This window comes from Streptomyces sp. CS113, assembly GCF_002188365.1.
GTDB lineage: Bacteria > Actinomycetota > Actinomycetes > Streptomycetales > Streptomycetaceae > Streptomyces > Streptomyces tendae.
Window position 1 is genome coordinate 5,570,570 of the sequence record NZ_KZ195574.1, and the last position, 18,481, is coordinate 5,589,050.

Here is an 18,481-nt window from a genome sequence, read left to right on the forward strand (position 1 = left end):
GACGCGGACGTGACCCGGGCCACCACCGCCGGGTGTCACAGAAGCCCGGCGGCCGGTGTCCCGTGCACGAGACACCGCCGGAACCGAACGAACGGGAGAAGCTGGTGACCAGCGAGAACAGCGGCGAACAGGGCGACGCCACCGAGTCCTTCGTCGCCCACCGCAACCTGCTCTTCACCGTCGCCTACGAGATGCTCGGCTCGGCCGCCGACGCCGAGGACGTGCTCCAGGAGACCTGGCTGAAGTGGGCGGGCGTCGACCTCGACACGGTGCGCGACCGCCGCGCGTACCTGGTCCGCGTCACCACCCGCCAGGCCCTGAACCGGCTGCGCACGCTCGGCCGCCGCAAGGAGTCCTACGTCGGCTCCTGGCTGCCCGAGCCGCTGCTCACCACCCCCGACGTGGCCGAGGACGTCGAGCTGGCCGACAGCGTGTCGATGGCGATGATGCTGGTCATGGAGACGCTCTCGCCCACCGAGCGGGCGGTGTTCGTCCTGCGCGAGGTGTTCGAACTCGACTACGACGAGATCGCCGAGGCCGTCGAGAAGAGCCCGGCCGCCGTCCGCCAGACCGTGCACCGGGCCCGCGCGCACGTCGCGGCACGCCGGCCGCGCGGGGCGGTGTCGGCGACCGAGTCCCAGGAAGCGCTCGCGGCCTTCCAGCGGGCGGTCGAGACGGGCGACCTCCAGGGCCTGCTCGACGTCCTCTCCCCGGACGTCGTCCTGCTCGGCGACGGCGGCGGCATCAAGCAGGCCGTGCTGCGGCCCGTCGTGGGCGCCGACAAGGTGGCCCGCCTCATGCTCGGCGGCCTGAGCAAGCTGCCCGTCGTGATGACGATGGACCCGGCCCAGGTCAACGGACACCCGGCCCTGGTCGTCCGGCTCGACGGCGAACTCGACACGGTGGTGGCGGTGCGCTTCGACGAGGGCCGCATCACGGGGCTCTACGCGGTGCGCAACCCGGAGAAGCTGTCGTACATGCGCGAGGAGGCGACCACCCTGAGCCGGTGAGCCCCCGGCTCACCGCGGTTCCGGAAGCGCCTGACCGGTCTCCAGCAGCGTCTTGAGGCTGGACATCAGGGCCGGCCAGCCGTGCTGGATCATCTCGCGGGCGGTGCTGCCGGGCTCGAATCCGTCATGGACGACGGTCAGCTTCACCGAGCCGCCGCCGAGGTCCTCGATGTCGAAGGCGACCTTCGACCGCCGCTCGGCGGAGAGCCTGGCGAGGGTCGCGTCGTCGATCCCGTTGGCCGCGGCCCATTCCGGCGTGAAGGTGTGCCAGGTGTACGACAGGCGGCGGGGCGGGTCGGACTCGAGGACGACCTGCTCGGGGTGGGCGGTCTCGGCCCCCCGCTCCCGCCACACCACGGGCGATCCGGTCGCCCAGTCGGTACCGAACTCAAGCCCCCAGTAGCGGCGCGTGAAGGCCGGGTCGGTGAGCCCCTGCCACACCTTCTCCGGGGTGCTCTTGATGTAGGTCGTGTAGACGAAGGCGTCGCTGTCCATGGCGGTGTCCTCCAGCGCGTGCTTGAGGTCGGCGAGTGCGTGCACCCGCTCGCGGTCGTAGCGGCTGATCCAGCGTTCGGCGATGGCGTTGATCGGTTCGGCGTTGAGGTAGTGCAGCTTCTCCCGGCCCCGCCGCACGGTGGTGACCAGGCGGGCCGCCTCCAGCACCGCCAGGTGCTTGCTCACCGACTGCCGGGCCATGTCCAGCCCGGCGCACAGCTCGCGCAGGCTCTGCCCGTTGCGCGCGTTCAGACTGTCCAGCAGCCGTCGCCGGCTGCCGTCGGCCAGCGCCTTGAAGACCTCGTCCATCTCCGCCCCTCTGACATGCAGCCCATTGGCTGCCTTCCACGTTAGGCAGCCAACGGGTTGCATGTCAAAGTCCACCGCCTACGCGTTTCCCGCACCCGCCGAGAGCCGCCACGGCCGCTTGCCGTCACGGTTCCAGTCCCACAGCGCGTTGACCCGGTGGTCGTGCTCGAAGCCGGTGCCGAGCGGCCCGACCCGCTCGATCGCCTCGCCGGTGCGCGGATCGTCGCGCAGGGCGAGGCCGTAGGCGGCCTCCAGGCGTACGAGCTGGTTGCCGTCGGCCAGCAGAGCGGCCAGGGCGTCGGCGACGGCGGGCGTACGGTCCCGGGAGGAGGCCAGCGCCTCCGCCACCCCGCCTCGCAGCTCCGCGTACGGCCCTTCGGCCAGGCGGACCAGCTCCTCGGCGGCGGGGGCGAGCAGGGCGTCGTCCCGCAGGCCCGCCCGGCACGCCTCCAGCCGTACGCGGGCGTCCGGGTCGCCGAGGAGGGCGAGGAGGGTCGCCCGGGCCTCGCGCGACCGGGATTCCGAGGCGTCGAGGACGGTGGTCGCGCGCAGCCGTACGCGGGGGTCCTGGTGCGCGGCGTGGCGCAGCCCGGTCGCCTCCATGCCGGGATGCTCGTACTCCGCGAAGGCCTCCAGCACCTTCGCGAGCACCGCGCCGTCCGTCTCCCGCGTCGCCCACGCGGCGAGGACCCCGCTCTCCCGCTCCGCGGACGGGGAGTCGCACGCGATGATCCCGCGCGCACGCAGGTAGTCCGCGACGAAGCGGCGGTGCGCCGGATCGGGATGGTCGCGGTGTGCCAGCGTGGCCGACAGGACTTCCTCGCAGTGGCGCCGCACGAGCGTGAGCCACACCGCCGACCAGTCCACATGCTCTTCGTCCGGTATGAGGACGGCACGGTCGATCAGCTCGCCGACCGGAGTCGGGATGCGGAACGACCACTCCAGCGAGGTCAGGATGGCGCCGTGCCCGGCCCGCACGACGAGGCCGCCGAGCGTGTACTGGTCGACCCAGTCGTAGTCGCCGTCCGTGACCCGGACCGACACCGCGGGACCTCGTGCCCCCGTCCTGTGCCGCAGCCCTTCGATCGGGCCCGTCTCGTACCAGCTCCGCGCGCGGGCGAGCAGCCGTTCACGCTCCTGTTCCGGCAGCCGCAGCCGGGGTTCCTTGCCGAGCACCGACGCGAAGACGGCCGGGGATCCGCCGTCCAGGGCCCGCCACAGCGGCGTACCCCCGTCCGGCAGCTCCCGGTCCGGATCGGCCCCGCCGTCCATCAGCGCTTCGGTGACCGGCGCGTCGTAGGCCGCGACGGCCGCGCACAGGATCGGCAGTCTCCCTTCGGGGGCCGGCGTGTTCGGATCCGCCCCTTCGTGCAGCAGGTCCCGCACGGTGTCGGCGTCACCCGACAGGGCCGCCGAGACCAGCCGGCGATCGAGTTCGCTTCCCGTCATGCGCCGAGCGTCCGGAAGATCCCCGGGCCGGGCAAGTGAATAACAGGGCCGCCCCTTTCAGGCCGCCGCCAGCTCGCACCACACGTACTTCCCCCGGTTGCCGTGTCTGGCCAGCGGATGCCATCCCCACACGTCGGCGCAGGCCCGCACGAGTGCCAGCCCCCGCCCCTCCTCCAGCTCCGTCACCCTCTCGAACCGCGCGGGCGGCTCGGGCGGTTCGGGGTCCGCGTCCCACGCCCCGATCCGCAGGGTGCCCGGCGGCGACCAGCGGATGCGGAGGGCGGCGGGGCCCTTGGTGTGCCGTACGGCGTTGGAGACCAGCTCCGTGGCGAGCAGTTCGGCGACGTCGACGAGGCGGATCAGCCCGTGCATGGTGAGGACCAGGCGGAGGGTGCGGCGGCTGATGGTGACGGCGCGCAGGTCGTTGGGGATGTAGAGGGAGTATTCCCAGGCTTCGGATTCGGACATGCGTGACTCCTCGCGGAGGGCGGTGGGGTGAGAGACGGTCCCGGTGTCCATGCCGCAGCCGTCATGGCAGGACGGGGCGGTGCGCTTCCGGTGACCCGGTGTCGCACGGTGTGCGTTGCGTCACTGACGGTAGACCTGAAAGTTTCGGCGGAGCAAGTCGGTCGCGTAATCTTCACCCCGAACGAGTCGTGTCGGCGGACGCGTTGAGGTGAGGAGCGGCCATTGCCCACGAGGCGCGAACCAACAGCGCGACAACTGCGCCTGGCGGTGGAACTGCGCAGACTGCGTGAGGCGGCCGGCCTCACCGCTCGGCGGGCGGCGGCCATGCTCGGCGTGAGTAACGTGCAGATCAGCCAGATCGAGTCCGGGTTGTCAGGGGTGAGTGAGCAGCGGCTGCGGCGTCTGGCGTCTCACTACGCCTGTGCGGACGAAGAGTTCGTCCACGCCCTCGTGGAGATGGCAACTGACCGGACACGCGGCTGGTGGGAGGAGTACCGAGGCCTGCTCCCCACGTCGTTCCTGGACCTGTCCGAACTCAACCACCACGCCACATTCCGACGTGACGTGGCAGTTCTGTACGTGCCTGGGTTGTTGCAAACGGAGGACTACGCCCGTGCGGTCTTCTCCGGGCGGGTTCCCGAACTCACCAGCGAAGAGCTTGACTTGCGGGTCCGGCATCGCATGGCGTCTCAGCAGATCACCGTTCCGTACGAGTTGGTGGTCCACGAGGCTGCTCTCCGTATCAGGGTCGGCGACCGTGCGGCCTCCAGAGCCCAACTGGCCAAGCTCCTGGAGTGCTCGACGGCAGACAACGTCACGGTGCGTGTCATCCCCTTCGACCTGGACGGCTTTGCCAGAGCTGCCAGCACCATGACGTACGTGGGCGGCGCAGTATCCAAGTTGGACACCGTGGTGCGTGACGTACCGCATGGTTCGGCTTTCATCGACTCCGAAGCCCAACTCGGGGCCTTTCGAACTCGCTTCCGTAAAGTAGAAGCCGCATCGCTCGACCCCGAACGCTCGCGTGACCTCATCAACCGGCTGTCGAAGGAGCTGTGAGGCGCATGGACAACTGGCGGAAGTCGTCGTACTCGGGTCCTGACGACGGCAACGAATGCGTGGAGATAGCCACCTCGACCACCCACGTCGCCGTCCGCGACTCCAAGGCCCCCGCCCGAGCCACCCTCACCTTCCCGCCGGAAGCCTTCGCCCCGTTTCTCGACGCTCTGAAGGAGCCCTTGGACAGGTCCTGATGCGTCGGGTCAGACGACCTGCTCGATGCGGTCGCTGTCCATCTACATCGGAGTAGACAGCCGCTCGTTCATGGTCTCGGGGTGGGCACAGGGCGTCGAGATGATTACCGGAGCCACGTCGGACCTGGCGGATGTCGTCAGAGCCGGCGTGGCGTGGGGGCAGGGCAGGAGCCTGCGGGAGCTGCAGGCTGACCTGCCCTTTCTGCACTCCAGTGAACGCGCCGAGGCACACGAACGCGGGCCGGTGGCGGTAGTAGAGCTGCAATGGCGGAAGACGCGGGCGGAGGCGACCGAAGCCCCGGATTTGTCAGGGTTCGGCGCACTGGTGGAAGCGGCTCACGCCAACCCGAGGCTGCGGCAGCTCTACGTGTACTCCAGCCACTGGACGCTTGGCTTCAGCTCCTGCACCGGTTTCCCCTTCCGGAATGAGATCGCCGTAGCCCCGGCACACAATGGCAGCCCCTACCGCGTGATGAAGCACCCGCACGCCGACACCATCGGAGAGGCCGCCACAGCCGAGGATGCCGTCGTCCTGGCGGTGTCCCATATTCCCGCCGGCCTCGGCCCGGCTGTCGCGGGATCCGCCGAACGAGATGAGTGACGCGCCTGAATCGAGGCACCGACTGTCACCGACCCCGTGACCAGTTGGCTTCCCATCAGGTGGCCACAGGCGGGGAGATCCAACTGGTTCCCCATGGGCGGCATGCCGTTTACGAAGGCTCCGGCGGTGTGGAGACTGCGGTAGCGCGAGCAGTAATCTCGCGGAAGGTAGGGAGCCCCAGGTCGACAGACTCCTGCTTCCGGGAGATCTGGGCGTCGAGTTGGGCTAGCTTCTCCTCGGCGTGGGTCAGGCTGCTCTGCAGCCCTTCGATCTCGCCGAGCCATCCTTCCCTTTCGGCTTCCAAGATCCGCGTGAGGAGGTTGTCGCGGATTTCGACAAGCCGGGGACGCTCTGTCGCGTGGACGATCAGGACGGCGCATCGGACACAAGCATGTTCATGAGCACAGTCAGTTCCGCATGCCCATCGTCGTTCCGATGTGGTCGTGACCAGCGATGACCTGGGCGATGTGAGGTGGCAGGCCGTTGAGGATGGAGTCCGTGATGAAGGGCCTGCCGGAACTGCCCGGCGGCTTGCGTCCCCTGCGCGATCTGAGCGCCGCCGACGAGACGTGATCGAGGGCGAGCAACCGTCCTCCGGCTTCTCCGGGCCAGGCGGGTCCGTATCGTAGGCACGAAGGTCGCTCACATGTTCGGGGGTTGGGTGCGCATCGCAGATCTCGCCAGATGGGACCGGGGCTTTCCGGTGAAGTACCTCCTGGTTCAGGAGGACGAAGACGGGGTGGAACAGCTCTGGGCGAGGTGCGCGGGCGTCGAAGGGATGTTCGTTGACCCGGTCCCGCCGCCACGGGAGGTCCTCACTCTTCGTGGATGTCGCCCCGATGGTCTCCTGAGCGAGGTCCTGGCCGAGCCCCACGGCTCGCTACGAGGTCTGGGCGACGTATGCGTCGAGGTCTGGGACGACGAGAAGCCCGTGCAGTGGTGGACTCTCGTCGATGCGGTCGTGGTGGCCCATCAGCCCCACTCGGTTGATCCGGCGCGGTACGACATCGTGCTCGGCACCGGCGTCAGCAGCGAGGAGAGCTTCTTCGAACTACCTGCGGCGCCGCGCTTCGAGCTCTTCGCGGGGACGACGGTCGCTGCGGCGAGTGCAGGTCGGTGCTCCGCCGTGGACGGCCTGTTCAAACCGCGAGCGGACCCGGCCCCCGTTCCTATGGAGCTGATCGGCTGCGAGCCTTCAGAGCCCCTGCTCGCGGCGCTGCGACGGCCCCGTCGGTCGGAGCGGGACTGGGGCTGCCTCCTGGTGCTGGATCGTCATGGGGCCGTGATGGCCTCCCGCACCGTGGGCCTGGCCATCACCGAAGCTCGACCGTCCGTGCTCGGCGGCACACTCGTCGACATCACCCTCACCGACGGCGGCGACGATCGGCCATCGCCGGCGGCCCGCCCGATCTGGGCAGAGTGGTACCAGGGCCCGTCGGCAGAGCCCAACCTGTGGGCGCCGTACGACTCGCAGGGCAGAGCCGCGTGGCTGGACCTCACCACCCGTGCCTGGCGGGTGCCCGCGCCCCGGCCGGACCACTCCGGCGGCGAGTACCACCTCGACGGCCGGTTCGTCACGGACGTCCCCGGGCTGCACTGCGCGATCGCCGAGGCCCTGCTCGGACCCGGCCACTACTTCGGCCGGGAGTGGAACGCGTTCAAGGACTGCCTGGGCGGTGGATTCGGAGTGACCCCGCCGTTCACCTTGACCTGGCACGACTCCGAGATCGCACGCCGCGCGCTGGCGGACGTCGTGGAGGATCCGGAGGACGGGCTCTCCTACTTCGAGGACATCGTGCGGCTCCTCGAACGGTGCGGCGTCACGGTCGTACTCCGGTGAGCCGCAGGCGCCCGAACGAGTACGACTCCGGGACAGGCCGAGCGGACGCGGGCCTGGCGGCCCGTCACCGCACGCGAAACCGACCCGCGGGAATGGCTGCGTCTCGCCTACCGTGTCGGCACGCTCACCACCCAGCTCGACGGACACCTCACCGCCGACCGGACCGTCGGACCCGTCGAGGGCGTGCCCACCTCGTCCTCGACCGACCCGGCCACAGTCGTCGGCATGATCGAGGCCCTGGACCTCTCGGCGGAGCACCGTGTCCTGGAGATCGGCACGGGCACCGGATACTCGACCGCCCTGATGTGCCGTCGGGTCGGCGAGGACAACGTCACGACGGTCGAGGTCGACCCGCAGGTGGCGGCGCGCGCCGATGCCGCCCTGGAGGCCGCCGGTTGCTCGACGTGGACGGTGACGGGTGACGGGCTCCTCGGACATCCGCCCCGGGCACCGTACGACAGGGTCATCGCCACCTGTGCGGTCCGCCGTATTCCGTACACGTGGGTCCGGCAGACGAAGCCGGGTGGCATCATCCTCAGCACTGTCGGCTCCTGGCCCTGGGGAACCGGACTGGCGAAGGTCACCGTCGGCGACGACGAGACCGCCGACGGCGTGATCGTCGGGCCCTCCTCTTTCATGCAGGCGCGTGCCCAGGCGCTGACGCCCTTGGGCGGTGACCTGTCGGCACGCACCGCGTACGCGGACGGGGAACGGCCCGCGTTCGTGTCCCCCTTCGCTCTGGAGGAGTGGATGCCGGCCTTCCTCGCCCAGCTCGCCGCACCGGGAGCCCAGTTCGTACGGGCCACCTGGAGCGACGGCGCGCCGCTGCGGTATCTCTTCGACCCGAGCGGGAGTCGTTCGCCGAGTTCTGCGCCGACGGCGACGGCTGGATCGTCCGACAGGGCGGTCCCGCGTCTCTCTGGGACGACGTCGAGCGCGCACTGATCGCCTGGCAGGACGAGGGCAGCCCGGGGATCGAGGGGGTGCGGCTCCGTGTCACCGACAGATCGCACGTCTACTGGATCGATGGCAGCCCCTCGCTGCGCTGGGAACACCGACTGGCCTGAACCCCCCCCAAGCCCGGACGGCTGCGCCGCCTTCACCTGCTTCCTCACGGTGATGACGGAGCCGGAGGGAAATCCGCCTCGCCGCTGACCCAGCACACCTCCCCGGGGCTGCCGTCGCCCCGGTCGAACTGGCAGCACGCGGCGCCGACGGCGGCGGCGAGGTCGGTGAACGTCTTCCTGATGCTCGCCGACCGCTCGAACAGGCGGCTGATGCCGGAGGTCGGCGCCCAGAACTCCAGGGCCGCGTACCCGGGGTCCAGGAAGGACCGGAACCGGACGGTCAGGTAGACGTACCCGATCCGGACCCGCCCGTTCTCCTCGGGCGGCAGTCCGTACGACTCCGCGTACGCCCGCACCGCGTCGTCCACCGGGAACATGAGGGACGTGTCCAGGTCGAGCGTCTCGCTGCCGGCGCAGTCGACCGGCTCGCTGCCGAAGCCGGACGTGAAGGGGAGGGTGACCCGCTCGCCGCCGGGCAGCGTGACGTCGAGCGGGGGCACGTCCCGGGACGGGGGCGCCAGCCCGGCCACGGCGGTCAGCGCCCCGGCGACGTTCCGCGGGCGCAGATAGACGTCGTAGCCGTAGGTCAGCCCCATGTGTCCCCCTTTTCGTAGGCGTCGGCCGTATCGCACCGCACGCGTGATCCTGCCGGACCGTGCACCGCTGTCACACCTCACCGGTACCGTCGGATCATGCCCACCCAGCCCCCCGCGGCCTCCGGCGAGCGGCGGCTCGCCACCCTCGAAGGCGTCCTGGAGCGCGTCACGTACGCCAACGAGGAGAACGGCTACACCGTCGCCCGCGTCGACACCGGCAGAGGCGCCGGTGACCTGCTGACCGTCGTCGGCGCGCTGCTCGGTGCGCAGGTGGGGGAGTCGCTGCGGATGGAGGGGCGCTGGGGGTCGCACCCCCAGTACGGCAAGCAGTTCCACGTGGAGAACTACACGACGCTGCTGCCCGCCACCGTGCAGGGCATCCGGCGCTATCTGGGGTCCGGACTGGTCAAGGGGATCGGGCCGATCTTCGCGGACCGGATCACACAGCACTTCGGGCTCGACACCCTCACCATCATCGAGGAGGAGCCCAAGCGGCTCATCGAGGTGCCCGGTCTCGGGCCCAAGCGGACCAAGAAGATCGCCGACGCCTGGGAGGAGCAGAAGGCGATCAAGGAGGTCATGCTGTTCCTCCAGACGGTCGAGGTGTCCACCTCCATCGCCGTCCGCATCTACAAGAAGTACGGGGACGCCTCGATCTCCGTCGTGAAGAACCAGCCCTACCGGCTCGCCGCCGACGTCTGGGGCATCGGCTTCCTCACCGCCGACAAGATCGCCCAGTCCGTCGGGATCCCGCACGACAGCCCGGAGCGGGTCAAGGCCGGGATGCAGTACGCGCTGTCGCAGGCCACCGACCAGGGGCACTGCTACCTCCCCGAGGAGAAGTTGATCGCCGACGCGGTGAAGCTGCTCCAGGTGGACACCGGGCTCGTCATCGAGTGCCTGGGGGAGCTGGCCGCCGAGCCGGCGGAGGACGGTGAGGACCCCGGGGTGGTGCGGGAGAAGGTGCCCCATCCCGAGGGCGGCGAGCCCGTCACCGCCGTCTACCTCGTGCCCTTCCACCGGGCCGAGCTGGCGCTCGCCGGCCAGCTGCGCCGCCTCCTGCACACGGACGAGGACCGGATGCCCGGTTTCCAGGACGTGGACTGGGACACGGCGCTCGGATGGCTGAAGCGGCGCACGGGTGCCGATCTCGCGCCCGAGCAGGAGGCCGCCGTCAAGCTCGCGCTCAGCGAGAAGGTCGCCGTGCTCACCGGCGGGCCCGGCTGCGGCAAGTCCTTCACCGTGCGGTCGATCGTGGAGCTGGCGCGGGCCAAGAAGGCGAAGGTCGTGCTCGCCGCGCCCACCGGCCGGGCCGCCAAACGGCTCGCCGAGCTGACCGGCGCCGAGGCGTCCACCGTGCACCGGCTGCTGGAGCTGAAACCCGGCGGCGACGCGGCCTACGACCGGGAGCGGCCCCTCGACGCCGACCTGGTGGTGGTGGACGAGGCGTCGATGCTGGACCTGCTCCTCGCCAACAAGCTCGCGAAAGCCGTGCCGCCCGGCGCCCATCTGCTCCTCGTCGGCGACGTCGACCAGTTGCCCAGCGTGGGGGCCGGGGAAGTGCTCCGGGACCTGCTGGCGCCCGGCAGCCCGGTCCCCGCCGTGCGCCTCACCCGGGTCTTCCGGCAGGCCCAGCAGTCCGGCGTGGTCACCAACGCGCACCGGATCAACGCCGGACAGCACCCCGTCACCGACGGGATGAAGGACTTCTTCCTCTTCGTCGAGGACGACACCGAGGAGGCGGGGCGGCTCACCGTCGACGTCGCCGCGCGGCGCATCCCCGCGAAGTTCGGGCTCGATCCGCGCCGGGACGTGCAGGTGCTGGCGCCCATGCACCGCGGACCCGCCGGCGCCGGGACGCTGAACGGACTGCTCCAGCAGGCCGTCACCCCGGGGCGCCCGGACGTGCCCGAGAAACGGTTCGGCGGCCGGGTCTTCCGGGTCGGCGACAAGGTCACCCAGATCCGCAACAATTACGAGAAGGGCGAGAACGGCGTCTTCAACGGCACCGTGGGCGTCGTCACCTCGCTCGACCCGGTGGACCAGCGCCTCACGGTGCTGACCGACGAGGACGAGGAGGTGCCGTACGACTTCGACGAACTGGACGAGCTGGCCCACGCGTACGCGGTCACCATCCACCGGTCCCAGGGCAGCGAGTACCCGGCCGTCGTGATCCCCGTGACGACCGGCGCCTGGATGATGCTCCAGCGGAACCTGCTGTACACGGCCGTCACCCGGGCGAAGAAGCTGGTCGTCCTGGTCGGCTCGCGCAAGGCGATCGGGCAGGCGGTGCGTACGGTGTCGGCCGGGAGGCGGTGTACGGCGCTCGACTTCCGGCTGGCCGGGCCCCGGCCGTGAAACCTTGCGGTAAACCTGTCCACCCGTGTGAAAAAAATGATCGATCAAACGAGTCGCAAAGGTCACACAGCACTTCCGGATGGGCCTCGGAGGGGGCAGGATGAGCAAGTTGGCGGCACTGAGTGCCGCCAATAGGCCCGATGGTCGACCCCGAGTGCACTCTCCTGAGCCAAGTGGGGGATGGTAGAGACAGTCAGGGCACCTCGAAGATGAGGCACTACGTCGGTGAGGGAAGACGTGAGCGAGCACACCAACAACTCGGTAACACTGCGGTACGGCGACGGCGAGTACACCTACCCGGTGATCGACAGCACCGTCGGTGACAAGGGCTTCGACATCGGGAAGCTCCGCGCCCAGACCGGCCTGGTGACGCTGGACAGCGGGTACGGCAACACCGCCGCCTACAAATCCGCCATCACCTATCTCGACGGCGAAGCCGGCATCCTCCGGTACCGCGGTTATCCGATCGAGCAGCTGGCCGAGCGCTCCTCCTTCGTGGAGGTGGCCTACCTGCTGATCAACGGTGAGCTGCCGACCGTCGACGAGCTGTCCGCGTTCAAGGACGAGATCACGCAGCACACCCTGCTGCACGAGGACGTCAAGAACTTCTACAAGGGCTTCCCGCGCGACGCCCACCCGATGGCCATGCTGTCCTCGGTGGTCTCGGCGCTGTCCACCTTCTATCAGGACAGCCACAACCCGTTCGACGAGCGGCAGCGCAACCTCTCCACGATCCGGCTGCTCGCGAAGCTTCCGACGATCGCGGCCTACGCGTACAAGAAGTCGATCGGCCACCCGTTCGTCTACCCGCGCAACGACCTCGGCTACGTCGAGAACTTCCTGCGCATGACGTTCTCGGTGCCGGCGCAGGAGTACGAGCTGGACCCGACGGTCGTCGCGGCGCTCGACAAGCTGCTGATCCTGCACGCGGACCACGAGCAGAACTGCTCGACCTCCACGGTCCGCCTGGTCGGCTCCTCGCAGGCGAACATGTTCGCCTCGATCTCCGCCGGCATCAACGCCCTGTGGGGCCCGCTGCACGGCGGCGCCAACCAGTCGGTGCTGGAGATGCTGGAAGGCATCCGCGACGCGGGCGGCGACGTCGACTCCTTCATCCGCAAGGTGAAGAACAAGGAGGACGGCGTCCGCCTGATGGGCTTCGGCCACCGGGTCTACAAGAACTTCGACCCGCGCGCCAAGATCATCAAGGCCGCCGCGCACGACGTCCTCTCCGCCCTCGGCAAGTCCGACGAGCTGCTGGACATCGCGCTCAAGCTGGAGGAGCACGCGCTCTCCGACGACTACTTCGTCTCGCGCAGCCTCTACCCGAACGTCGACTTCTACACCGGCCTGATCTACCGGGCCATGGGCTTCCCGACCGAGATGTTCACGGTCCTGTTCGCCCTCGGTCGCCTGCCGGGCTGGATCGCCCAGTGGCACGAGATGATCAAGGAGCCGGGTTCCCGCATCGGCCGCCCGCGCCAGATCTACACGGGCGTCGTCGAGCGCGACTTCGTCCCCGTCGAGGCGCGCTGAGCCGTAAGGCACCCCCGCAGCGCACCCGGTCGCCGCGCATCCGGTGAGTCCCGTACCGCCCCGAGTGGTACGGGACTTTTCCGTGCCCGGACCCCTGAACGGTGCCGGGACAGCAGAAGGCGCCCTGGCGCCGGTCCCCCCACGGGCCGACGATCCAGGGCGCCTTCCCATGTCCCGGTGCGGATTCCCCCCACGGGATCCGGCCGGGCGTCTGTGAGGACAGCGCCTGAATTCGCTGTGTCGTGCTGATGGTGCGTGCCGTGCTGGTGGTGCTCGTCTCGCTGGTGGTGCGTGCCGTGCGGTCTGCCGGGACAGCGCACGCCCGGGAGGGCCGCTCAAAGCTTCCCGGTGTACGTGTCCCGGCAACGCAGCTCTGGGAAAGTCCCCCAAGACATCCCCAGATGCCAGGTGGCGCCCCCCAAGACGCTGCCTGACATCGCCAACTTAGACCTTCGAACCCCTTCGATGGTTACGTTCGCATCACTGTGATCTGCGTCTCTTGCATATGTCCGTTAGGAGCGCAAGAGCCCCGTACGTCGGACGGGGATCCAGCGTAAGGAAGATGCGCGAGCCTTGTGAAGAGCTTATGTGAGGGACGTGCCGGACTCCAGAGGCGCAGACCCTCGACCTGCGTGAAATGCGGACCGGTCCGAAGCTAGCGAAAGGCGCGCAGACGGAGGCTGTTGGTGACGACGAAGACCGAGGAGAAGGCCATCGCCGCGCCCGCGATCATCGGGTTCAGCAGCCCGGCGGCGGCCAGCGGCAGCGCGGCCACGTTGTAGCCGAAGGCCCACACGAGATTGCCCTTGATGGTGGACAGGGTGCGCCGGGACAGCCGGATCGCGTCCGCCGCCACCCTGAGGTCCCCGCGCACCAGCGTCAGGTCCCCCGCCTCGATCGCCGCGTCCGTCCCCGTGCCCATCGCCAGACCCAGATCGGCGACGGCGAGCGCGGCCGCGTCGTTGACGCCGTCGCCGACCATGGCGACCGTACGGCCCTCGGACCGCAGCCGCTCCACCACCGCGACCTTCTCCTCGGGCAGCACCTCGGCGATCACCTCGTCGATGCCGACGGCCGCCGCGACCGACTCGGCCACCCGTCGGTTGTCGCCGGTCAGCAGGACGGGCGTCAGGCCCAGCCGGCGCAGCCCGGCCACCGCCTCGGCGCTGGTCTCCTTGACCGCGTCCGCCACGGCGACGACGCCGCGCGCCTCGCCGTCCCAGCCGACGAGGACGGCCGTACGGCCCCGCCGCTCGGCCTCGTCCACGGCGCGGGACACCTCGGGCGGGACGGCGTCGAAGAGGCGCCCCACGGCCACCTCACGGCCCGCCACGCGGGCCCGTACGCCCCGCCCGGGGACGTTCTCGAACCTCTCGACGCCCGGCAGCGTGCCGAGCCGCTCCTCGGCGCCGGCCGCGACGGCACGGGCCACGGGGTGCTCCGAGGCGTGCTCCACGGCCCCGGCGAGCCGCAGCAGCTCCTCCTCGCCGGTGCCCTCGGCGGCGTACACCTCGTGCAGGGTCATGCGGCCCGTGGTGACGGTGCCGGTCTTGTCCAGGACGACGGTGTCGACGCGCCGCGTGGACTCCAGCACCTCCGGGCCCTTGATGAGGATGCCGAGCTGGGCGCCGCGCCCGGTGCCGACCAGCAGCGCGGTCGGCGTGGCCAGGCCCAGTGCGCAGGGACAGGCGATGATCAGTACGGCGACGGCCGCGGTGAACGCGGCGACCGTGTCACCGGTGGTCCCCAGCCAGCCGCCGAAGGTGGCGACCGCGATCAGCAGGACGACCGGGACGAAGACCCCCGAGATCCGGTCGGCGAGGCGCTGCACCTCGGCCTTGCCGCTCTGCGCGTCCTCCACCAGCTTCGCCATCCGCGCCAGCTGGGTGTCCGCGCCGACCCGGGTCGCCTCGACGACCAGCCGGCCCCCGGCGTTCACCGTGGCCCCGGTGACGGCGTCGCCCACGGACACGTCCACCGGCACGGACTCGCCGGTGAGCAGGGAGGCGTCCACCGCCGAGGCGCCCTCGGCCACCGTGCCGTCGGTGGCGATCTTCTCGCCGGGCCGTACGACGAACCGGTCGCCCACCGCCAGGCGGGACACCGGTATGCGCACCTCGCGTCCGTCCCGCAGGACGGCGACGTCCTTGGCGCCCAGCTCCATGAGCGCCCGCAGCGCGGCGCCGGCGCGGCGCTTGGAGCGGGCCTCCAGCCAGCGGCCGAGCAGGAGGAAGGCGGTGACTCCCGCGGCGGCCTCCAGGTAGATCGCGGAGGCGCCGTCGGCGCGGGAGACGGTGAGGTCGAAGCCGTGCCGCATCCCCGGCATGCCCGCGTCCCCGAAGAACAGCGCCCACAGCGACCAGCCGAACGCCGCCAGCGTGCCGAGCGAGACCAGCGTGTCCATGGTGGCCGCGCCGTGCCGCAGATTGCTCCAGGCGGCGCGGTGGAAGGGCAGCCCGCCCCAGACCACGACGGGCGCGGCCAGGGTGAGCGAGAGCCACTGCCAGTTGTCGAACTGGAGCGCCGGGACCATCGCCAGCAGCACCACGGGCGCGGCGAGGAGGGCGGAGACCAGCAGGCGCTGACGCAGGGCGGACAGCTCCGGGTCGTCGTCGCCGTCCCCGGTGCTCGTGTCCCCGGTGCCCGCCTCGTCGGCGGACGGCTCCGGGGGCGGCGCCGGTTCCTCGGCCGTGTACCCGGTCTTCACGACGGTGGCGATCAGGTCGGCGACCCGGGTGGTCGCCGGGTAGCTGACCCGGGCCTTCTCCGTCGCGTAGTTCACCGTGGCGGTGACGCCGTCCATGCGGTTGAGCTTCTTCTCGACGCGGGCCGCGCAGGAGGCGCAGGTCATCCCGCCGATCAGTAGCTCGACCTCCGCGAGGCCGGGACCGGAATCGGCACCGGGGGCGGGGTCGGTGGCCGTCGGGGCGGTGCGGGTGTCCGCGGTGGTGCTGGTCATGGTCCGGGCTCCAGGACGGGGGCGGGGGTGCCGGGATCAGACCCGGCCGACGAGCTCGAAGCCCGCCTCGTCCACCGCGGCGCGCACGGCCGCGTCGTCGAGGGGGGCCTCGGAGACGACGGTGACCTCGCCGGTGGAGGCGACGGCCTGCACGGAACCGACGCCCGCGATCTCGGAGATCTCGCCGGACACGGCGCCCTCGCAGTGGCCGCAGCTCATTCCGCTCACCTTGTAGACGGTGGTGACGGAGCCCTGGGTGGTGTCGGTCTGGGCGGTCATGTCGTTACTCCTCGGTGGAGGGGGCGTGCGCGGGCGGGTACCCGCGGGTCCGGGCTGGACCACTCACCGTCCACTGTACCCCTAGGGGGTATGGCTTCGAATGGGTCTGCCGTGAGATGAGGGGCGAAAGGCGGAAACACCGCCACGACGTTCACGACCACCACGGTCACGGCAGTCACGACCACCACGGTCGTCGACAGTCACGACCACCACGGTCGTCGGCAGTCGCGACCACCACGGTCGTCGGCAGTCGCGACCACCACGGTCGTCGGCAGTCGCGACCACCACGGTCGTCGACAGTCGCGACCACCACGGTCACGACACTACGGAAGTGAGGGTGACGGATGCGCGCGGTCGTGTTCGAGCGGTTCGGGGAGCCGGCCGAGGCACGCGAGGTCGCCGACCCCGCGCCCGCGCCGCACGGCGTCGTGGTGCGCGTCGAGGCCACCGGGCTGTGCCGCAGCGACTGGCACGGCTGGCAGGGCCACGACCCGGACATCGTGCTGCCGCACGTGCCCGGTCACGAACTCGCCGGTGTCGTCGAGGCGGTCGGTGACCGGGTGACCGGGTGGCGGCCCGGTGACCGGGTGACCGTGCCCTTCGTCTGCGCCTGCGGGAGCTGCGGGGCGTGCGCGGCGGGGGACCAGCAGGTGTGCGAGCGCCAGACCCAGCCGGGCTTCACCCACTGGGGTTCCTTCGCCGAGTACGTGGCGCTCGACCACGCCGACGTCAACCTCGTCGCGGTGCCCGACGGCATGTCGTACGCCACGGCCGCCTCGCTCGGCTGCCGGTTCGCCACCGCGTTCCGGGCCGTGGTGCAGCAGGGGCGCGTCGCGGCGGGGGAGTGGGTCGCGGTGCACGGCTGCGGGGGCGTCGGGCTGTCCGCGGTGATGATCGCCGCGGCGGCGGGCGCGCGCGTGGTCGCCGTGGACGTGTCGGCCCGCGCGCTGGAGCTGGCGCGCGCCTTCGGCGCGGCGGAGTGCGTGGACGCCTCCCGGACGCCGGACACGGCGGCGGCCGTCCGCGACCTCACCGGCTCCGGCGCCCACCTCTCGCTGGACGCCCTCGGCTCGCCCGTCACCTGCGCCGCGTCCGTGGCCGGCCTGCGCCGCCGCGGCCGGCACGTCCAGGTCGGGCTGCTGCCCTCGGCGGACGGCACCACACCGGTGCCGATGGCCCGCGCGGTCGCCCTGGAGCTGGAGCTCCTGGGCAGCCACGGGATGGCCGCGCACACCTACCCGCCGATGCTGGAGCTGGTCCGCGCCGGCGTGCTCCGGCCCGACCTGCTGGTGACGTCCACCATCGGCCTCGAGGCGGTCCCGGCGGCCCTCGCGGCGATGGGGACGGCGCCCGGCGCCGGGGTGACGGTCATCGAGCCGTGACGGCTGCCCCGGGGCGCCCGGGGACGGAGTCGCCGTGCCGGTGCGCGGCGGGGTGCCCGCGGTGCACGGCCCACTCGTGGTCGAGGACGGCCATCAGGACCTCGTCCACCCACACCCCGTCCCGCCGCTCCACCTCGCGCCGCACGCCCTCGCGTACGAAGCCGGTCTTCTCGTAGACCCGCAGCGCCCGGTGGTTGTGGGCGTAGGCCTCCAGCTGGACGCGGTGCAGGCCGAGTTCCTCGAAGGCGTGGCCGACGATCAGCCGGGTCGCCTCGGTGCCGACGCCGCGGCCGCGTCCGCGCGGGCCGATCAGGGTGCGGAAGGTGCAGGAACGGTTCTCGGGCTCCCAGTCGTACAGCACGACCTCGCCGAGCAGTTCCCCGTCGGCGAGGTCGGTGACGGCGAGGTCCAGGCGGTCGGGCCGGGCGCCGCGGGTGCCGTACCAGTCGCGCAGCACCTGAGGGGTGAGTTCGCGCGGCGGGGAGCCGGTGAAGCGCGTGACCTCGGGATCGTTGACGATCTCCCACATGCGCTCGGCGTCCGCCTCGGTGAACGGCCGCAGCACGGTCTTGTCACCGGTCAGCAGGGGTTTGACGGAGAAGTCCATGGCCCGAACTGTGCCCCACGCCGCCGGGGGCACCGAACGGTTTTCCGGCCGCCCCTACTTGTTCCGGTTGCGCGGGCGGGACGCCACCCAGGCCCGGACCGTCTCCGCGTACCAGTACGGCTTTCCGCCCTCCACGTGGTCGGGCGGGGGCAGCAGCCCGTGCTTGCGGTACGACCGCACGGTGTCCGGCTGGACGTGGATGTGGGCCGCGATGTCCTTGTAGGACCAGAGCCTTCGGTCGGTCACTCGTTGCACCTCCCTGCGTGCGCCGC

At 70.9% G+C, this 18,481-nt stretch carries 16 protein-coding genes and 1 pseudogene; 9 read left to right on the forward strand and 8 right to left on the reverse strand.

Features of this window, described 5'->3' with window-relative positions; all coding sequences use genetic code 11:
• The first annotated feature begins 62 nt into the window (after positions 1-62).
• Positions 63-1,010, forward strand: a complete 948-nt coding sequence (locus B9W62_RS24915) for an RNA polymerase sigma-70 factor (protein WP_087809239.1) — start codon at positions 63-65, stop codon at positions 1,008-1,010.
• 9 nt (positions 1,011-1,019) lie between these two features.
• Here B9W62_RS24915 and B9W62_RS24920 read toward each other — a convergent pair whose 3' ends face one another.
• From B9W62_RS24920 to B9W62_RS24930, 3 genes are all read right to left on the reverse strand, one after another.
• Positions 1,020-1,814, reverse strand: coding sequence for an ArsR/SmtB family transcription factor (locus B9W62_RS24920; protein WP_087809240.1), 795 nt, complete (start codon positions 1,812-1,814; stop codon positions 1,020-1,022).
• 78 nt (positions 1,815-1,892) lie between these two features.
• Complete coding sequence (locus tag B9W62_RS24925; RefSeq protein WP_087809241.1) at positions 1,893-3,263, reverse strand: hypothetical protein; 1,371 nt, start codon at positions 3,261-3,263, stop codon at positions 1,893-1,895.
• 57 nt (positions 3,264-3,320) lie between these two features.
• Entirely contained in the window at positions 3,321-3,731 is a 411-nt protein-coding gene (locus B9W62_RS24930) for an ATP-binding protein (protein ID WP_087812083.1), read from the reverse strand.
• 222 nt (positions 3,732-3,953) lie between these two features.
• On the opposite strand from B9W62_RS24930, the gene B9W62_RS24935 reads away from it, so the two are divergent.
• From B9W62_RS24935 to tgmC, 5 genes and pseudogenes are all read left to right on the forward strand, one after another.
• Positions 3,954-4,790 carry a helix-turn-helix domain-containing protein gene (locus B9W62_RS24935; protein ID WP_087809242.1) on the forward strand — a complete coding sequence of 279 codons (837 nt, stop codon included), beginning with the start codon at positions 3,954-3,956 and terminating at the stop codon, positions 4,788-4,790.
• 5 nt (positions 4,791-4,795) lie between these two features.
• Positions 4,796-4,984 (forward strand): DUF397 domain-containing protein, encoded by a 189-nt coding sequence (locus B9W62_RS24940; RefSeq protein WP_373433702.1) that lies wholly within the window; start codon positions 4,796-4,798, stop codon positions 4,982-4,984.
• Between the two features lie 25 nt (positions 4,985-5,009).
• Entirely contained in the window at positions 5,010-5,585 is a 576-nt protein-coding gene (locus B9W62_RS24945) for a DUF6193 family natural product biosynthesis protein (protein ID WP_087809244.1), read from the forward strand.
• A gap of 931 nt (positions 5,586-6,516) precedes the next feature.
• Positions 6,517-7,425, forward strand: coding sequence for a barstar family protein (locus tag B9W62_RS24955; RefSeq protein WP_256976571.1), 909 nt, complete (start codon positions 6,517-6,519; stop codon positions 7,423-7,425).
• 54 nt (positions 7,426-7,479) lie between these two features.
• Positions 7,480-8,492: pseudogene (gene tgmC / locus B9W62_RS24960) on the forward strand (ATP-grasp peptide maturase system methyltransferase); the annotation flags it as partial.
• 44 nt (positions 8,493-8,536) lie between these two features.
• On the opposite strand, the gene B9W62_RS24965 reads toward tgmC, so the two are convergent.
• Positions 8,537-9,088, reverse strand: coding sequence for a hypothetical protein (locus B9W62_RS24965; protein WP_087809245.1), 552 nt, complete (start codon positions 9,086-9,088; stop codon positions 8,537-8,539).
• A 96-nt stretch (positions 9,089-9,184) separates the two neighbouring features.
• Here B9W62_RS24965 and B9W62_RS24970 point away from each other — a divergent pair, with 96 nt between their 5' ends.
• Positions 9,185-11,446 carry an SF1B family DNA helicase RecD2 gene (locus B9W62_RS24970; protein ID WP_087809246.1) on the forward strand — a complete coding sequence of 754 codons (2,262 nt, stop codon included), beginning with the start codon at positions 9,185-9,187 and terminating at the stop codon, positions 11,444-11,446.
• 237 nt (positions 11,447-11,683) lie between these two features.
• On the forward strand, positions 11,684-12,982 hold the full coding sequence (locus B9W62_RS24980) for a citrate synthase (RefSeq protein WP_087809248.1): 1,299 nt from the start codon (positions 11,684-11,686) through the stop codon (positions 12,980-12,982).
• A gap of 655 nt (positions 12,983-13,637) precedes the next feature.
• Here the strand turns inward: B9W62_RS24980 and B9W62_RS24985 are convergent.
• On the reverse strand, positions 13,638-15,941 hold the full coding sequence (locus tag B9W62_RS24985) for a heavy metal translocating P-type ATPase (RefSeq protein ID WP_087809249.1): 2,304 nt from the start codon (positions 15,939-15,941) through the stop codon (positions 13,638-13,640).
• Between the two features lie 36 nt (positions 15,942-15,977).
• Positions 15,978-16,220: a heavy-metal-associated domain-containing protein gene (locus tag B9W62_RS24990; RefSeq protein ID WP_087809250.1), complete on the reverse strand. Its 243-nt coding sequence runs from the start codon at positions 16,218-16,220 to the stop codon at positions 15,978-15,980.
• Positions 16,221-16,564: 344 nt separating this feature from the next.
• On the opposite strand from B9W62_RS24990, the gene B9W62_RS24995 reads away from it, so the two are divergent.
• A complete protein-coding gene (locus B9W62_RS24995; RefSeq protein ID WP_087809251.1) occupies positions 16,565-17,602 on the forward strand; it encodes a zinc-dependent alcohol dehydrogenase family protein in 1,038 nt (345 codons plus the stop codon).
• Here B9W62_RS24995 and B9W62_RS25000 read toward each other — a convergent pair.
• Positions 17,589-18,209: a GNAT family N-acetyltransferase gene (locus B9W62_RS25000; RefSeq protein ID WP_087809252.1), complete on the reverse strand. Its 621-nt coding sequence runs from the start codon at positions 18,207-18,209 to the stop codon at positions 17,589-17,591. The genes B9W62_RS24995 and B9W62_RS25000 overlap by 14 nt on opposite strands.
• 54 nt (positions 18,210-18,263) lie before the next feature.
• Positions 18,264-18,455 (reverse strand): helix-turn-helix transcriptional regulator, encoded by a 192-nt coding sequence (locus tag B9W62_RS40300; RefSeq protein ID WP_133885645.1) that lies wholly within the window; start codon positions 18,453-18,455, stop codon positions 18,264-18,266.
• Between the last annotated feature and the right edge of the window lie 26 nt (positions 18,456-18,481).

What these genes read in the sequence shown, in the direction of transcription:
- B9W62_RS24995 (WP_087809251.1), top strand. Translation starts at nt 16,565, where the DNA reads ATGCGCGCGGTCGTGTTCGAGCGGTTCGGGGAGCCGGCCGAGGCACGC.
- B9W62_RS24985 (WP_087809249.1), bottom strand. Translation starts at nt 15,941, where the DNA reads ATGACCAGCACCACCGCGGACACCCGCACCGCCCCGACGGCCACCGAC.
- B9W62_RS25000 (WP_087809252.1), bottom strand. Translation starts at nt 18,209, where the DNA reads ATGGACTTCTCCGTCAAACCCCTGCTGACCGGTGACAAGACCGTGCTG.
- B9W62_RS24930 (WP_087812083.1), bottom strand. Translation starts at nt 3,731, where the DNA reads ATGTCCGAATCCGAAGCCTGGGAATACTCCCTCTACATCCCCAACGAC.
- B9W62_RS24920 (WP_087809240.1), bottom strand. Translation starts at nt 1,814, where the DNA reads ATGGACGAGGTCTTCAAGGCGCTGGCCGACGGCAGCCGGCGACGGCTG.
- B9W62_RS24940 (WP_373433702.1), top strand. Translation starts at nt 4,796, where the DNA reads ATGGACAACTGGCGGAAGTCGTCGTACTCGGGTCCTGACGACGGCAAC.
- B9W62_RS24970 (WP_087809246.1), top strand. Translation starts at nt 9,185, where the DNA reads ATGCCCACCCAGCCCCCCGCGGCCTCCGGCGAGCGGCGGCTCGCCACC.
- B9W62_RS24990 (WP_087809250.1), bottom strand. Translation starts at nt 16,220, where the DNA reads ATGACCGCCCAGACCGACACCACCCAGGGCTCCGTCACCACCGTCTAC.
- B9W62_RS24945 (WP_087809244.1), top strand. Translation starts at nt 5,010, where the DNA reads ATGCGGTCGCTGTCCATCTACATCGGAGTAGACAGCCGCTCGTTCATG.
- B9W62_RS24925 (WP_087809241.1), bottom strand. Translation starts at nt 3,263, where the DNA reads ATGACGGGAAGCGAACTCGATCGCCGGCTGGTCTCGGCGGCCCTGTCG.
- B9W62_RS24965 (WP_087809245.1), bottom strand. Translation starts at nt 9,088, where the DNA reads ATGGGGCTGACCTACGGCTACGACGTCTATCTGCGCCCGCGGAACGTC.